Annotated in this window: 15 protein-coding genes; 8 read left to right on the forward strand and 7 right to left on the reverse strand. The window is 50.3% G+C overall.

Annotation, left to right across the window (positions count from 1 at the left end; genetic code table 11):
• The 4 genes from JHJ32_RS11375 to JHJ32_RS11390 form a co-directional block, all read right to left on the reverse strand.
• Positions 1–1,554 carry a RagB/SusD family nutrient uptake outer membrane protein gene (locus tag JHJ32_RS11375; protein ID WP_200121034.1) on the reverse strand — a complete coding sequence of 518 codons (1,554 nt, stop codon included), beginning with the start codon at positions 1,552–1,554 and terminating at the stop codon, positions 1–3.
• Positions 1,555–1,574: 20 nt separating this feature from the next.
• Positions 1,575–4,874 carry a TonB-dependent receptor gene (locus tag JHJ32_RS11380; RefSeq protein WP_233632608.1) on the reverse strand — a complete coding sequence of 1,100 codons (3,300 nt, stop codon included), beginning with the start codon at positions 4,872–4,874 and terminating at the stop codon, positions 1,575–1,577.
• 143 nt (positions 4,875–5,017) lie between these two features.
• On the reverse strand, positions 5,018–5,998 hold the full coding sequence (locus tag JHJ32_RS11385; protein ID WP_200121036.1) for a FecR family protein: 981 nt from the start codon (positions 5,996–5,998) through the stop codon (positions 5,018–5,020).
• A 105-nt stretch (positions 5,999–6,103) separates the two neighbouring features.
• Positions 6,104–6,667, reverse strand: coding sequence for an RNA polymerase sigma factor (locus JHJ32_RS11390; protein WP_176146188.1), 564 nt, complete (start codon positions 6,665–6,667; stop codon positions 6,104–6,106).
• Positions 6,668–7,011: 344 nt separating this feature from the next.
• On the opposite strand from JHJ32_RS11390, the gene JHJ32_RS11395 reads away from it, so the two are divergent.
• The 6 genes from JHJ32_RS11395 to JHJ32_RS11420 all read left to right on the forward strand — a co-directional run bounded on the left by JHJ32_RS11395 (position 7,012) and on the right by JHJ32_RS11420 (position 11,140).
• The gene (locus JHJ32_RS11395) at positions 7,012–7,380 is read left to right on the forward strand and encodes a helix-turn-helix transcriptional regulator (protein ID WP_233632609.1); all 369 of its coding nucleotides are present in this window, start codon (positions 7,012–7,014) and stop codon (positions 7,378–7,380) included.
• Positions 7,380–7,844 (forward strand): SRPBCC family protein, encoded by a 465-nt coding sequence (locus JHJ32_RS11400; RefSeq protein WP_176146187.1) that lies wholly within the window; start codon positions 7,380–7,382, stop codon positions 7,842–7,844. Before JHJ32_RS11395 ends, JHJ32_RS11400 begins: the two co-directional genes overlap by 1 nt.
• 34 nt (positions 7,845–7,878) lie before the next feature.
• On the forward strand, positions 7,879–8,631 hold the full coding sequence (locus JHJ32_RS11405) for an outer membrane beta-barrel protein (protein WP_200121037.1): 753 nt from the start codon (positions 7,879–7,881) through the stop codon (positions 8,629–8,631).
• A gap of 350 nt (positions 8,632–8,981) precedes the next feature.
• Positions 8,982–9,338: a nuclear transport factor 2 family protein gene (locus JHJ32_RS11410; protein ID WP_079717168.1), complete on the forward strand. Its 357-nt coding sequence runs from the start codon at positions 8,982–8,984 to the stop codon at positions 9,336–9,338.
• 291 nt (positions 9,339–9,629) lie between these two features.
• Positions 9,630–10,229 (forward strand): DUF6624 domain-containing protein, encoded by a 600-nt coding sequence (locus JHJ32_RS11415; RefSeq protein ID WP_079717167.1) that lies wholly within the window; start codon positions 9,630–9,632, stop codon positions 10,227–10,229.
• Positions 10,230–10,363: 134 nt separating this feature from the next.
• On the forward strand, positions 10,364–11,140 hold the full coding sequence (locus tag JHJ32_RS11420; protein ID WP_200121038.1) for a hypothetical protein: 777 nt from the start codon (positions 10,364–10,366) through the stop codon (positions 11,138–11,140).
• An 18-nt stretch (positions 11,141–11,158) separates the two neighbouring features.
• Here JHJ32_RS11420 and uxaC read toward each other — a convergent pair whose 3' ends face one another.
• From uxaC to JHJ32_RS11435, 3 genes are read right to left on the reverse strand one after another with little or no spacing between them, the layout of a single operon-like run.
• A complete protein-coding gene (gene uxaC / locus JHJ32_RS11425) occupies positions 11,159–12,571 on the reverse strand; it encodes a glucuronate isomerase (RefSeq protein WP_079717165.1) in 1,413 nt (470 codons plus the stop codon).
• 21 nt (positions 12,572–12,592) lie between these two features.
• Positions 12,593–13,756, reverse strand: coding sequence for a mannonate dehydratase (gene uxuA / locus JHJ32_RS11430; RefSeq protein ID WP_200121039.1), 1,164 nt, complete (start codon positions 13,754–13,756; stop codon positions 12,593–12,595).
• 29 nt (positions 13,757–13,785) lie between these two features.
• A complete protein-coding gene (locus JHJ32_RS11435; protein ID WP_200121040.1) occupies positions 13,786–14,607 on the reverse strand; it encodes an SDR family oxidoreductase in 822 nt (273 codons plus the stop codon).
• A 250-nt stretch (positions 14,608–14,857) separates the two neighbouring features.
• On the opposite strand from JHJ32_RS11435, the gene JHJ32_RS11440 reads away from it, so the two are divergent.
• Both JHJ32_RS11440 and JHJ32_RS11445 read left to right on the forward strand, forming a co-directional pair.
• Positions 14,858–15,142 (forward strand): HU family DNA-binding protein, encoded by a 285-nt coding sequence (locus tag JHJ32_RS11440; protein ID WP_079717162.1) that lies wholly within the window; start codon positions 14,858–14,860, stop codon positions 15,140–15,142.
• Between the two features lie 28 nt (positions 15,143–15,170).
• Entirely contained in the window at positions 15,171–16,007 is an 837-nt protein-coding gene (locus JHJ32_RS11445) for a tetratricopeptide repeat protein (protein WP_200121041.1), read from the forward strand.
• Positions 16,008–16,325 lie beyond the last annotated feature (318 nt).

Here is a 16,325-nt window from a genome sequence, read left to right on the forward strand (position 1 = left end):
TTACAGGTTATCTGGATCGTTTGCCAATTCAGGATTTACCCCCACTTCCGCAAATGGCAGCGGGTACAGCAGCTTACGCTCATCGACTTGATACGAAGCCGGCAGCAAGTAGGAATGTTGCTGTTTCATCGCTTCGCCATAGGCATTCATGACCTCCACGGCCTTGTCAGCACGGATCAGGTCGAACCAGCGCTTGTTTTCAAAGGCCAGCTCCACGCGGCGTTCATGGAGAATTAGCTCGCGCAGCACTTCCTTTGAACCCGTCGCCAGTGGCGTCGCGTCGGGCATCGCCCGGTTGCGAACCTTGTTTAGGTGCACCAGCGCTTCGGCGATCTTTCCCTGTTCGTTCTGAACCTCAGCGAGCAACAGCAGCGCATCCGCATAGCGATACACCGGCCAGTTGTCGTCGGTATTGTTGGGGTTGCTGTGCGGATTGAGGTACTTCTTGATGTACGGCACGCCCACCTTACCCACGGGTGCTTCGTAGCCTGTCACAGGTTTGTCCGCTTCCAGGGTAAAGTAATAGCTACCGTCATAAGTACCTTCGGCGATACCGATGGATGTCTCCAGGCGCGGATCGCCCGGCTCGTAGGCATTAATCAGGTCCTGCGTCGGGGTATTCCATCCTCCCCCGCCATCCGTGGCGGTATTGCGTGTGGGCACACCGAAGGTGATCAGGGACGTGTTATAACATTTCGGAAGGAATATGTAGATAAAGTTGCTTTGCATACCCGTTTCCAGCCCCTCCATGAACTGCACTTCAAAAATCGATTCCCGGCTGTTTTTATTTGCCGTCGAAAACACGTCCTCATAGTTATTAAGCAAGTCATACCCCATCGTACCCAGATCGAGCAGCAATTTTTCGGCTTCGCCGTATTGCCCCAACGTGGCATACACATCGGCCAGCAGCATGGTGGCCGATCCTTTCGTTGCATAACCCGACTGGGGGAAGCCGGACGGGACGTTCAACAGATCGATGGCTTGCCGGGCATCAGCAACGATCTGGTTGTAGACCTCCGCCTTTGGCGACCGCGGAAGAAAGGCTTCCTCCTCGTTGGTCACTTGCTGCAGGTAGAGTGGCACGCCACCGAAATAACGCACCAGCTTAAAATAGTAAAACGCGCGCAGAAATAGCGCCTCCCCCTTGAAGCGGTCCTTTGCCTCCTGGCTCAATGCCGATTGGTCGATCTGTGCGAGGATGATATTGGCCCGGGAGATCCCCCTATAGCTTTCATAGTACATTTGGTTGGAGTAGTTATTGCTGGCGTCATTGGTAAAATTAGCGATGTCCGAGCGCATGGTCACTGCTGTCCCCTGGATGGCCGGGTTATGTTCGTAGTGCGTATTGTCGGACCGCATTTCACTGACGTAATAATCCGGCCCAACAACCCGCAGGGGATGGTAAGCCGCATTCAGTGCCTGCGTAAAGTCGGCCTCCGTTTTGAAGAAGTTGCCGCCCGAAACCTGGTCTTCAGGTATCAGATCCAGCGCGTGTTCACACGACACGAACAGCAATGCCGTGGCGATCAGAGAAATATAAATATATCTAAACATGAGTACAGTCCATTAATCGGTTATTGAAAAAGTAGGTTTAAGCCAAAGGAAAATGTGCGGGGCACGGGATAGGCGTTTTCATCAATCCCGATGCTGGTGCCGTCCAGGCCGTTAAGGCTGATCTCCGGATTCATCCCCGAGTAGTTGGTGAGGATAAACACATTCTGGACGGAGGTATACAGGCGAACCTGCTTGATGGGACCCGCATTTTTAATCGGATGCCGGTAACCCAGGGTAATGTTTTTGACGCTCAAGTATGAGCCATCCTCCACCCATTGCGAGTTGACCTGCCTGCCAATGCCGGTAGTACCGGTCTTCGTGCGTGGAAACTTGCCCGACCCGGGATTTTCCTCCGACCGCCAGCGGTCCGCCGCTTCCGCCAAGAGGTTACGCGCGCCGTCCATGTTCGTCAGATACGCCCATTTAGCAGGAAGGATGATATCCCCGCCGGTGGCGCCGGCCATGGAAATTCCCAGGTCGAGTCTGCCATAGGTAAAATTGTTGGTCAAGCCAAAAAGCATGTTCGGGTTGGGGTCGCCGATAAACGTGCGGTCATTTTCGTCGATGATGTTATCGCCGTTGATGTCGCGCATTTTGATGGTACCCACGTCCGAATTGGCTTCCTTAGGCGAGTTTGCCAGATCGTCAGCATCCTGGTACAGGCCTTCGAACACATATCCGAAAAACATGCCAAGCGGGTACCCTTCCTGGTTGCGGAAATAATCCGAGCTGGTCGTATTGTTCCGACGGAAGTATCCCGGACTCACGAGCGAGACAATGTGGTTGCGGTTGAACGAAACATTGAATGCCGTATTCCAGTGAAGTTTACCGAAGTCGAATTGGCCACCGGCGCTAAACTCATGCCCCCAAAAGCGGATTTCGCCGACGTTCGACGTGATGCTCGAATAGCCCGAACCCTGTGGAATCGGCCGGTTTTGGATAAGCCCATCCGACAGCTTTCGGTAGTAGTCATACGTAAAAAACAGCTTATCGTTGAGAAACGCCACGTCGAGGCCCACGTCGAGCTGCTTACTCCGTTCCCAGGCCAGGTTGGTATTACCCAGCGCGGTAATGGTCGTACCCGGAGCCAGCGCCCCGTTGGCCACATAATCGGAGCCACCAAGCCGGGCGACATGGGTGTAGTTCCCAATGTTGTTGTTTCCGGTTATACCATAGCTGCCGCGTACCTTGAGCATGCTCAGCGTGCCGCTCCAAGCATCCATAAACGCCTCGTCGCTGATGATCCATCCCGCAGAAACGGAAGGAAACGACCCATATTTCTGGTTTTCGCCAAAACGGCTGGACCCATCGCGACGCATGGAAACGCTAAGTAAATAACGGCGCTTGAAGCTGTAGTCTATCCGGCCAAGGTACGAAAGAAGGCTGTAGGCCGCCGCATTGCTCGACCCGCCGGTAATGTTAGCAGCTACATTTAGGTATGGCACGTCGTCGCTCGAAAAGTTTCTTCCGGTTACGGAATTATTCTTTTGCCTAAACGACTGGAAGGAATACCCAGCCAACACATCGATATCGTGCGACTTCCAGGTCTTATGATAGTTCAGGTTGGCCTCCGCGGTATAGCTATAGTTATCCACCGAGCTGCTCGTGCCGGTGGAAATATCATCTCCGTTGATCAGCGCCGGCGAAAAAAATTGTCGCGTTTCGGCGCCTTTATCCACGCCGAACAGGCCTTTCACATGCAGGCCGTCCCAAATGCGGTAGTTCAGGCGGGCATTTCCCAAGATGCGTGTAGTGATGTAGTCGTCAATCACTTCGGTATACCGCGCCAAGGGGTTAATGTAGCCGACCATGCCCGGCGAATTCGCATGTTTTACAAGGTTGCCGTTTTCATCATACGGATCGATCAATGGACTGGCTTCCGAGGTCTTCTGCACAATGCCCTGAATACCATCCGCCAGCCGGTTGTTGTGGTCCAGCCGGTAGCTCGGCGCTAAGTTGAAGCCGATCTGCAGCCGATCGTCAGCTATGCGGTAGTTCTGGTTGATGCGCAGCGAGTACAGCCTGGTACCGGAATTGACAACCACGCCCTGCTGGTCTTGGTAACCCGCTACCACCGAGGAGGTGGAATGCTCGCCTGCACTGGTAAAGGTAAGGTCGTAATTTTGGATGGGCGCCGTGCGCGTCAGCAACGAAAACCAATCGGTACCCTTGCCATACCGTTCCGGGTTTTGGTATACTTCCGGAATTTCGCCGGTGTACCCTTCATACCGGATCATATCCTGGTAGCGCTCGTTCATGAAGGTCGCATATTCCCGGGCGTTCATCATCACGGGCACGCCGCGGCTTGGAATGTGCTGGACCCCGACATTGGTGTTGAGTTCGATTCTGGTCGCATCGCCGGGCCGGGCCTGTTTCGTTGTGATCAAAATCACCCCGTTGGAAGCCCTGGAGCCATATAGTGCCGTTGCCGCGGCATCTTTCAGCACGGTATACGACTCGATCTCTGCTGGGTTGATGTTATTTATGCTTCCCGTTATCGGCATGCCGTCGATCACAAAAAGCGGGGAATTCCCCGAAGAGAGGGACGCTGCATTGCGGATCCGCCACGACATTCCCCTTCCCGGCTGCCCTGAGGTCTGGTAAATCTGTGCACCGGCAATCCTGCCCTGCAGCTGCTGGGCGAACTGCCCGACCGGCATGTCCTGCAAATTGGCGGCACTAATTTCTTCAACCGCTCCAGAGATCTCGCGGCGGCGCTGTGTACCGTAGCTGACCACCACTTCAGCCAGTTGGCCCGTTCCGCGCAGAATCGCATTGACCGGCGTATCTTCATTTTCTGCAACGGCTACCCGCTGCTCATAGGCGTCATAGCCGATATAGCTCACCCGCAGCGTGTAGGTGCCCGGCCGTATACGCAGTGCAAAGCTACCATCTTCCCCGCTCATGGTCGCAGCATTTGCCCCGACGAGGCTGACGCTCGCCCCCGTCAGCGGCCTGCCCTCCGCATCGACGACCCTGCCGGTCACGCGCCCCGGCTGCTGCCTGCGGTTGATGTAAACATTTTGTCCTTTGATCTCATGGACAATGGGTGCATTGGCCGTTAAATAGTGGAGGAGGGCCTCCAGATTGGTTTCTGCTGCCGGCATTTCGACAACGCGATCTCCATCAATCTGCGTGGGACTGTAGATCAGGTTGAAACCCGACTGTTCCTGCACGGTTTCCAGCACCTGAATGAGCGACAGCCGCTTCGATGAAAACTGTATCATGGTGTTTGCCGCCTCCTGCGCGTCGCTCCGGTGAGCCAGTAACGTGCCGGCAGTCGCGGCAATTACACAGAGAGTCACTACTGATGATTTCATAAATAAACCTATATACGTATGCAGTTTTGGTATTTTTCGCATATCTTTACTTGTTGTTTTTGATTTGTTTGTGGAAAAGCAATTGAAAACGTTCTCGGCCGGAATTGTTGTCAGCAGTTCTGGCCTTTTTTCGGGTAGTGTGGTTAATCAGTAATGCGGACCTCCTTCCTGTTAATGGTATAATGGAATTTGTTAATCTTCTGCAGGGCGTTTAGCACCGCTGCCAGCGATGGATCTTCGAATCGTGCCGTAAATGTTTCCTGCGCACCCCGGCGTAGCTGCAACTGCACGTCCACACCGTACCAAGCACTTAGCCGCGCAGCAACCTCCGGCCATGGAGCATGGTGGAACACGAGCACCTTCCGCGTCCAGGCGCTGTAATCTGCCGGATCGACGGTGCGCACCTCATGGCTGCCGGCCTTACGGTTGTAAACCAGCTGCTGCCCCGCCTCCAACACCGTGGCGGGCACGTGCAATTCTTCCGCGGTGCCTGCGCTTACCTTTCCGGTTGCTACGGTAAGCCGGTATTCGTTGCGGTGGTTCGCCACCTCCACGTTAAACGACGTACCCAGTACCCGGGTGTCCACTTCGCCGGCATGCACCACAAAAGGCCGGGTGGGGTCGTGCTGCACCTCAAAGAAGGCCTCCCCACTGTCCAGAAAAACTTCCCGTATCGCGCCGTCAAACACCTTATCGTAGCGGATGGCCGAGCGGCCATTCAGCCAGATAACGCTGCTGTCGGGCAGGGTGAGCCGGGCACGCTGACCGGGTTCGGTGTGTAATGTAAAAACCGAGCGAACAGGTAGTTGCTCCTGCGCAGGCGTGCTGTCCCGCTGACTTACCAACAGGTAGCCTGCGCCCGCCAGCAGGACAATGGCGGCAGCCACCCCCCGCCACCATGCCTTCCGGCCTACCCGCATGCCAGTCCGGCGTTCAGCCGCTACTGTCCGTTCATTGATGGCCGCGAGGATTTCCTCGGCCAGCCGGTCGGCATCGGACTCCGTCAACGCCGTCGTGACCGGTTCCTGCTGGTCGAACCATTGGTCAATCCACTCCCGCTCCTCCCGACTGCACCGGCCGGCTAGGTAGCGCTCCAGCAAATCGCTTATTGCTTGCTTTGTCATCTCCGCGTTTATTTACCCACATGAGTAAAAAATGCGAGGGGAGTACCTATGGGTAATGATGATGAAATTGTTAAGAAATGATGTCAGAATTGTGATCGCAGCAACTTAAAGCAAAATGGACGATAAGATTCCGGCCTTGATCCCGCTACGCACCTTGCGCCGTGCGTGTACCAGCTGATTTTTTACGGTTTGCTCGGCGATGTTAAGCTCGTCGGCGATCTCCCGTGTGGTATAGTTTTTTTCGCTGTGCAGCCGCAATATGCGCTGTTGCCGTTCCGGAAGCGCCTCGATTTCACTTTTCAGGCGCTGCTTCAGCTCGTCGGCAAAGATCGCCTGGTAGCTTGGTGCCACCATGGAGTCGATCAGCTGCTGGTAATCGTAGTGATGCTGCTTGGCTTTTAAGAACTGCCGCATACGGCGAATAATTTCGTATTTGGCCATGCTATAGAGGTACGCCGCTACCGATCCTTGCAGCTCGATGGTGTCGATCTTCTGCCAAAGCACGATGTAGATATCCTGAACAATATCTTTTGCTTCGTCTTCGTCCTTCGTCTTACGGTAAGCGAGTTCGTACAGCGGCTGCCAGGTACGACGATACAGGGCCGTGAAAGCCGCATTATCCCCTGTTTTGGCCAGATGAAAAAGTTCTTCGGTCGTATGATTCTGCATAAGCGCCGCCATGCTTCGGCGGTAAAGATAGCAGCACGTTGTTAACCTAAGGTTAACAATCCATTAAACGAGGCGCAGCAGGTTATGGCTTCCCGCCGCGCCGTTGCGCTACTGCGCCTCTAAGGTTTGCAGTTCGAATTATTCAGTCTGTTACCTGATACACAAGCCGTGGATTACGAAGAAGAACAAAGAAAGGGGGCTATGAAAGTATTTGCCGTTGCTTAAAGCACTTTGCATAATAAATCCTTTCGCCCCCAATCCTCCATAAAACGAAAAGCAATAACATACAGCCAAGTTTTTTATTAATTTTTGCGAAGACTGAATTTTCAAAAAAGAAGAAAATCTTGCGCAAGCAAATACTTGCTTTTATATTTACAAGCAAACGCTTGCGTATTATGGAGGCGCGAAGAGATGTTTTTCAGGCTATTGCAGACCCGAAGAGCCATTATCGGTATGATGCAAAAGCACCTGTCAATGTCAATACTATTGCTGGACAGTTTGATATAAGCCGACAAGCTATATCGCTACATTTAAAAATATTGGTAGAATGTGGTGTGCTGACGATGAAGCAACAAGGACGCAAGCGAATCTGCGAAGCAAAATTGGAAAAGCTGAACGAAGTAAATGAATGGATAACAGAGTACGGACAATTTTGGGAAACCAAATTGGACGCGTTGGGCAAATTTCTTGACAACAATAAAAAATCAAAATAATGGAAACTAAAAAATTGCCAACGGTAGAATGTCAAATGATGATAAGGAAACCAGTAGCAGAAGTTTTCGAAGCATTTATCGACCCTACCATTACCACCAGATTTTGGTTTACCAAATCAAGTGGAAAACTTGAAGAGGGAAAGGCGATAAAGTGGCAATGGGAAATGTACAATGTTTCGAGCGATGTGTTTGTAAAGGAAATCATACCCGACAAGAAAATATCCATTGAATGGGATGACCCGGCTACAACCGTCGATTTTGAGTTTACGGCTTTGACCGGCAATACCACTTATGTTATTATCAAAAATTATGGCTTCCTTCAAGCCGGTGATGACCTTATCCAAGCTATCAAAGACAATACAGGTGGATTTACAACGGTACTGGATGGGCTAAAAGCCTGGTTGGAGTTCGGCATTGAACTTAATCTTGTAAGAGATAAGTTCCCACAAACCAAGCAAAAATGATGAAGTGAACACCCTGATTTAAACAACATAAGTAATGAACAGGAAAATATTAGTCATCGAACGCACTTACGAAGTCCCGATTGAAAAAGTCTGGAAGGACAAAAAACTACTTTTTCTGCTTGTTTTCATGGGAATGGTTAGCGGTTGCTTTGCGCAGGTAAGATGGGAGATTAAAGCGGGGCTGAATTACTCCAACATCACCGCCAAAGACCTTGATGGAAGCAAAGCCACCACATCGTTTGTTCCAGGCATTTATCTTGGACTTGGAGCAGCCATCCATTTATCAGACCTATTCGCCGTTCAACCTACATTTGTGTATGCAAGACGGGGGTTTAAACAGGATGGCGTGTCGGACTTTATTGGTTTGGGAAATGATTTTGATGCGAGGGTTTCTTATATCGAGTTGCCAATTGACTTCATGTATAGTCCAAAGGTTGGCTCCGGCAACTTGTTAGTAGCGGCCGGGCCATACATCGGTTATGGAACCAGGGGCACATGGACAACAAACGGAGACGTTCTTATCGGCGACATCATGATTGTCGGGGAGGGTAACATAGCTTTTCAAAACGACAATTCCTACGCTGCCGATATGAATACCCACGTCTATGCCAAGCCATGGGATTATGGAGTACATCTTAAGTTGGGATATGCATTGTTCGGTCGATACGCTTTATCGTTTGAGATGCAACAAGGCATAGCGGATCTGCAACCAAAATGGGGGGATTATAAATATGGGGGCACGATAAGGAATAGATCCTTTGGTGCATCATTAGCCTACAGTTTTTAGTTGGGGGTGAGGCGCCACCGATGTTGTCCCCCCCCGGTGAACAGTTCGGCCCGCCACATTGCCCACGCAAATCCATCAAGCTAAGGATAACCAAATTCTACAAGCTACCTTTGCAGGATATTCGATGCCGAAAGGTTGCGGAATTACAATGGTCTACATTTGCCCTTGCCAAGCTGCCTTATCTTTCGATTGCCCCTGTTTGTTTCCGCAATATTTCAATCAAAACCCGCCAAACGCTTCAAATCAGGCAAAAAGGCGTTCGAAGATTGTAAGCTACGGGCTACTTAAGCGGAAAGGTTTGAAATATCAAAATCTTTCCGCTTCTTTGTTTCTTCTAATGTGTTGCTAATATGACACCAAAAGAAACATTACATAAATGGATTGATGCCTTTAATAAGGCGGACGTGGAAGCTATCTCCGACCTGTATGCTGACCATGCAATCAATCATCAAGTCGCCAATGAGCCGGTTGTTGGAAAAGCGGCGATCAAACAAATGTTCGCAGACGAATTTGCAACAGCCGAAATGACTTGTATTCCCGAAAACATTTTTGCAGACGGAGACTGGGCAATTTTAGAATGGAAAGACCCCAACGGTTTGCGTGGTTGTGGTTTCTTTCAAATACAACATGACAAAATTACTTTTCAGCGCGGTTATTGGGATAAATTATCCTTCCTCAAACTTCATAATCTCCCTATTCCACAATGACAGTTGGCAATGGCGCGGCTTAGACAAACTGCTAATGCTATTTAATTGACCGTTGTCATAAATCCATCGCTTCCTGATTAGCTATACGCCGTTATCTCGATCAAAGAACCTGAGTTGTCCTGCTTATCTAATTTGCCGCCCCCAGCCCGGTTCGGCCGGTCGGAATTTTGGCATTAAAAACCATTAAATTTGTAATCCGGATTGATATATGCATTGCACTCATAAAGAGTCTGGTTGCGGGTTAGGCTGGGCGATGAGGTCCCTGAATAACCCGAAGTAAGCGAAGACGTAATGGACTATAAAAACATTGCCAAGAGAATCATTGACCTACGCGATGCCGATTTGGCACTCAGGCAAAGGCTTGTGCAAAACGGACTACTGGGAGAAGGGTATAATGAGGAAATGGAGGAACTGCATAACCGGAATGCAACGTTGTTAAATGATATCATAGACAAAATTGGCTACCCGACTATTGACAAAGTAGGTGAAGAAGCGAGTGAAGCGGCCTGGCTGGTCATTCAGCATGCAATCGGACAGCCCAACTTTATGAAAAGATGCAGGGAACTATTGAAGACTGCCGTTAGTGAGCATCGTGCTGACCCCAGAAGCTTAGCTTACTTAACTGATCGAATAGCCGTATTTGAAGGGAAACCACAGCTTTACGGAACTCAATTTGATTGGGACGAAAACGGGGAGCTCAGCCCCGCTCGATACGACCGGATCGACAGGGTGAACAAACGAAGACGAGCTATCGGACTTAACACGCTCGAAGAACAGACCATTTTAATAAGACAACGGGCAAAACACGAGCGTGAAACGCCACCGAAAGACATGGACAAAAGAAAACACCAAGCTGACGCCTGGAAAAGAAAAGTCGGCTGGGCCAGATAAAACAGCAGAGACCGCGCATGGCCCAAATGGCAAATTTCGTGTGTCGTTGTGTACCGATCCGTTGTTGTCAAAACAAATGATTAGATTTGCGTAGTCCGGCTACATTGGTTTGCCGCTAAACACATGAACGCTAAATGATGGAAAAAAGCTGTAATATACGTTTCTGTTTCTTGCTATGGATAGCCTTATTTGCCGCCCCCTTTTCCTCGTTCGGCCAGCAGCCCGTTGTTTGGTCGGTTTCCATTGGCTCCGGCATCACGGATATGCGAAATCTGGGATATACGATGGACGATTTCGTATACAGTTTGCCCGGGAACGAAGAAGAGGCGATGCCTTTTCGGTATGTCAATAAACCCATAGCATTGGGTATGGCAGGAGTCGCGGTGAACGGTAACTTTAGGCGCTCAAACCTTTTCGGCTGGGAAACCGGCTTAGCTATCCGTACGGGCGGTTTCAGCATATGGAATGACAACTTCAGACAGCTGATTCCCGAAAATCCAAACGATCCCTTGCTCCCGAGGCTCGGTGCCACCAAAACGTTCCGGTATTGGGCGCTGCACCTGCCTCTTTCGCTGACATATAAACCGTTTGATGTGGTAGGATTTAAAGTCGGTATGGATGTTTATTACCAATTATCCGGCGACTTTGATGCTGGCGATAACGGCCAGGCTCCACTTGAAAGGCATATGGGAAGCCACCTGACGACTTCCTATAGACACCCGTTTAATCTGGGGGCGCACCTGGGCGCTTATTTCCCGATAGGGGAGCACTTCCGTATCGACGGCGGCTTTTTTGCGGATGTTTCCCCACGCGTAACGTTCCAGCCACCAAGCAACACCAACAGCTCGGGCTATGACAAATTCCGCGAAATGGGATTTTTCCTCAGCTTCCGGTACAATTTTGATTTTTAGGGTTTTTATACCCTACCATTAACTTTTCGGCAAACCGAAGTAAGCTTTAGCGTTGTAATAGCAGATATCTTGTATAATCTTGCCCGTCCAACCAATATCTCTTGGCAACAGTCCCCGTTCGATGTCTTCGGCAAATAGGTTGCAAAGCAGGCGCCTGAAATATTCGTGCCGCGAGTATGACAGGAAGCTGCGTGAATCCGTCAACATCCCAACGAAACAACTGATCAATCCGATGTTGGAAAGCGTGTTCATCTGCTGGGTCATGCCGTCCAACTGATCAAGAAACCACCAGCCCGAACCGAATTGCATCTTGCCCTTTATTCCTTCGCTTTGGAAATTGCCCATCATGGCTGCAAATACAGCGTTGTCTGACGGGTTAAGGTTGTAGACGATGGTTTTAGCTAAGCAGCCTTGTTCCTCCAGATCGTTGAAAAATTGCTGCATGTTTTCCGCTTGCGGAAAGTCACCGATGGAATCATATCCCGTGTCCGCGCCCAATTCGCGAAGCTTACGGCTATTGGTATTGCGCAGCGGCCCGAGGTGAAACTGCTGCACCCAGCCTTTATCGTGATAGAATTTACACAGCTCGAACAGGATCGTGTATGTAAATGTCTCTTCATATTCGGCGGCAAGCCGATCATCTCCATTAAGCACCTGCTTAAAAACCTCATCCAACGAGACGGCGGAGCTGCTTCTCCGGGGTAGACAACTCAATCCGTGATCGGCAATCCGGCACCCTTGGCTGTGGAAATAATACGCCCTATTCCAAAGCGCATCCAGCAACGTGTCCATATCGACAATGGCTACACCGCTGCTCGCCTGCAACCGTTCGATATAGTGGCGGTAATCATCGCCCCTACTCAATTGGAAGGCTTTATCGGGTCTGAAGGTGGGCAGCACCTTGGTGCCAAAACCAGACTCGGCAATGGCCTGGTGATGCCGGAGATCATCCGCTGGATCGTCTGTCGTACCCACCATGTCCACGGCAAAGTGCCGTAGCAAACCACGGGGAGAAAACTCCGGCGCCCGCAATTGTGCCTGTGTACTGTCAAAGATGGCATCCGCATTATCGGGGCTGAGCAGCTCGTGGATGCCAAACGGGTTTTTCAGTTCCATATGGGTCCAGTGGTACAACGGATTGCGCAATGTATAGGGTACGGCTTCGGCCCATTTCCTGAACTTCTCCCGGTCGTCTGCATCGCCTGTGATGTATTTTTCAGAAACGCCCAATACCCGCTGTGCACGCCATTTATAATGGTCGCCGGCAAGCCAGATGTGGGTGATATTGCGGAAGTTCGCGTCAGTAGCAATCGCATCAGGCGGAAGATGCGAGTGGTAATCTATGATGGGTAGCCCCTTCGCATAATCATGATAAAGCACTTCGGCCGTATCCGACTGCAACAAAAAATTATCATGGAGAAAATAAGCCATGGCTATTCTATTTGGTAGCGATTAATGTCCAAGAATTCCCAACTCCAGCCCCCGAAGCTCGGCGAGCCCCCGCAGACGGCCGATGGCCGAATAACCGGGAGCCGTGGTCTTTTGCAGATCATCCAGCATTTGGTGTCCGTGGTCCGGCCGAAAAGGTATGGCGCGGTTCCGCAGTTGGTTTTCGGCCGTCAGGGCTTTCATCACCGCATACATGTTCACATCGCCGTCCAGGTGATCAGCCTCAAAGAAATTGCCCTGCTCGTCCTTTTTTACGTTACGGAGATGCACAAAATAAACCCGTTCTTTTACCGCCTCGAAAATGGCCGGAATGTCATTCGATGCGCCGGCTCCCAATGAACCCGTGCAGAAACAGATGCCGTTAAAGGGTTTATCGAGCTCGCGTATGATATAAAGCAGATCTTCCTTATTGCTGGCGATGCGCGGCAAGCCCAGAATAGGATAGGGCGGATCATCAGGATGGATGGTCATCTGAATACCATTTTCTTCGCAGACATCGGCAATGGACGATAAAAACCAAATCAGGTTTTTCCGCAGTCCGTCAAAGCCGATGGCGGCATATTCGCGGATGCTCTCCCGCAGCTCTTCCAGTTCAATGCTCCGCTCACCGGGAATGCCCATGAGCACGTTGGCGCTCAATGCATCGAGCTGTGCGGGCGTATACTGCTCAAACCGACGCTTCGCCTCGTCCTTGATGGCACCCGGATAGTCCTGCTCCGCTCCTTCCCGCTTCAATATAAAAAGGTCGAAAGCCGCCAGGTCATTCCAGTCAAAATACAGCGCTTTCGACCCGTCCCGCATTTCCAGATCAAGCTGGGTACGCGTCCAGTCTAATACGGGCATAAAGTTATAGCAGATGGTTTTAATGCCCTCGGCCGCCAGATTCCGCAGGCTTTGCCGGTAATTTTCGATGTAAGGCCCGGCATCCGACCGCCGCGTTTTTATCGCTTCATGCACCGGTACACTTTCTACCACACTCCACGTCAATCCCGCGGCCTCGATGATGGCTTTCCGTTCACGGATGTCTTCCAGCGGCCACTCCGCACCGTGGGGAATATGGTGCAGTGCCGTTACCACGCCGGTCGCTCCGGCTTGTTTAATATCTTGCAGTGATACCGTATCGGCGGGTCCATACCACCGCCAAGTTTGTTCAAGTTTTTTTGCCATATTTTATCTTTTTTCTACAACCCTACGTATCAAACTCCACTCCATGCATTAAAGCCGCCATCCACCAAAATGGTTTCGCCGGAGATGAAGCCCGAGGCGTCACTCAATAAGAAAATCAACGCGCCGGTCAGTTCCTCAGGGCTCCCCATCCGGCCATAGGCCGTGTTATTTACAAAGCGTTGTGCACGATCCGTATAGGTGCCGTCCGGATTAGTCAGCAATGTCCGGTTTTGCTCCGTCAGGAAAACGCCCGGTGCAATAGCATTGACGCGCACTTTATCGCCATAGCGCTGGGCCAATTCGACGGCCATCCACTTGGTATAGCCCTCCACGGCACACTTCGCCAGGTTATAGCCCATCACGCGGGTGATGGCTTGCTGCGCGGCCAATGAAGAGATATTCACGATGGACCCTTTTCCCTTCTCGGCGATTACCCGCCCAAAGATATGCGTGGGTATCACGGTCCCGAATAAATTGAGCTCTACCGCTTTTTGTGTGTCGGCGATCTTGGCGTCGAAGAGATTCTGATCCGGACCGATAGTGGCCCCGGGAATGTTGCCGCCGGCAGCGTTCACCAAGCCATCTATGGTACCCCACGTAGCAAGTATACGGTCTTTGGCGTCATGCACGGCATGTTCATCCAACACGTCAGTGATGACGGCAATCGCCTCTCCGCCCTTGGCCCTAATGGCTTCTACACGTGCCTCCGCCCGCTCCTGATTACGCCCTAATACAGCCACTTTGGCTCCTGCCGCCGCGGTGGCAAGCGCAAATGATTCGCCTAAAACTCCCGTTGCCCCCGTGATCACGACCACCTTGCCTGCCAACGAAAACTGTTGTATTCCATCCATAGTTATCGAAATAAGGTCTATAAGTATTCAAACCCCAATATTAGTTAAAAAATAAGCTCATCCTATGCACTTTTTAAATAATTATCTACGAAAACGTTGTAGCGCTATTTAGCGAAAAAATGGGAAAACAGTTCATTTACAAAATTTTAACAATTTTATTTTAAGATCTCGTTTTAAAGCGATACTTTTGCATCCCCAACATCGAAAGGGCTTACGTGTTGAAAAATAATTAATTACAAAAAATATAGATATGACTAAAGCAGAAATTATCGCAGAAATCTCTAACAAGACCGGATTAGAGAAAGTAGATGTTCAGGAAACCGTCGAAGCTTTTTTCAAAGTCGTTAAAAATGCAATGATAGGGGGCGAGAACGTTTATGTAAGAGGTTTCGGTAGTTTTGTAGTGAAAAAAAGAGCCGAAAAAACCGCACGCAATATTTCTAAGAATACCGCCATCATCATTCCTGCTCACTACGTGCCCACATTCAAACCGGCAAAAACATTTGTAGAGAAGGTAAAAACCGGCAACAAATAATTTCTGCCTTTAAGGTAACGCATCCATCATGCAGCAACGGACCAAACAGATAGTCGCCATTACATCCATCCTGATACTGATGGGGTTTCTGCTGGCGCAACCTATCAAAGGGCTGGTCAACGAAGATAAAGGTACCGCCGTTTCAAATACCGATGCTGCGTCAAATATATCGCTAGAATGGGTATCCCAGCAGGCTAAGCAAGGGCTCAATGCCAGCATCATCAAAGAAATCTCAGATATAGAGGCGCAACTGCCAAGCGCCTCGGGTCCGGAAAAGATTGATTTATTGCAGCAGCTTGCAACCAAGTGGGACGACGTAAATCGGCCAGCGCCACTTGGATTCGTCTATGAAGAGCTCGCTACGCTCGACAATCAATTGACTTACTGGCTGAAAGCGGGCGACGCATACCGTGCCGCCTATACCAACTTACAAGACACCGCAACGGTTGCTGTCCTCAACGGACGCGCGATACAGGCTTACGAAAAGGCGCTCGAACTGGATGCAGCCAATCTGGATGCAAAAACCGGTTTAGGCAGCGCGTATGTAAGTGGTACGGCGAATCCCATGGCAGGTATCGCACTGCTGCAGGAGGTGGTCAAATCCGACCCCGATCACCTGGAGGCTAATAAAAGTTTGGGGCTGTTTTCGATGCAATCGAGGCAGTTTGACCGCGCAATCGATCGGTTCAAAACTGTCGTGTCCATACAACCGGATGCCGAATCTTATTTTTACCTCGCAACAAGTTATGAAAACATTGGGTTGAAACGCGAAGCGATAGCAGCTTTTGAAAAAAGCCGAGATCTCGCCGCGGATCCAACCCTCACTCAGTTTATCAATCGTAAAATCGATGAATTGAGTAAATAATCATTCATTTATTCATTATTAAAAAAATTAAGCTATGCCAAGCGGAAAAAAAAGAAAAAGACACAAAATGGCTACCCACAAACGTAAAAAGCGTTTAAGAAAAAACCGGCATAAGAAAAAATAACTTTGCCTGACGCAGACCCACTTCCGGGCTGGGGTATATAAATGAGCGTGATTTCACACAATTGAACTCTGCCTCACATGAACTGCCGGAAGATGGGCGTGTTGATTAAACGTATTTTATTGTTTCATTCAAAGCAGGCATTCATTGCGCAATCGCAATATGGATAGCTGAATATGCTATTTCCAATATTGCCT

It is taken from the genome of Parapedobacter sp. ISTM3, from assembly GCF_016533505.1.
Taxonomy (GTDB): Bacteria; Bacteroidota; Bacteroidia; order Sphingobacteriales; family Sphingobacteriaceae; genus Parapedobacter; species Parapedobacter luteus.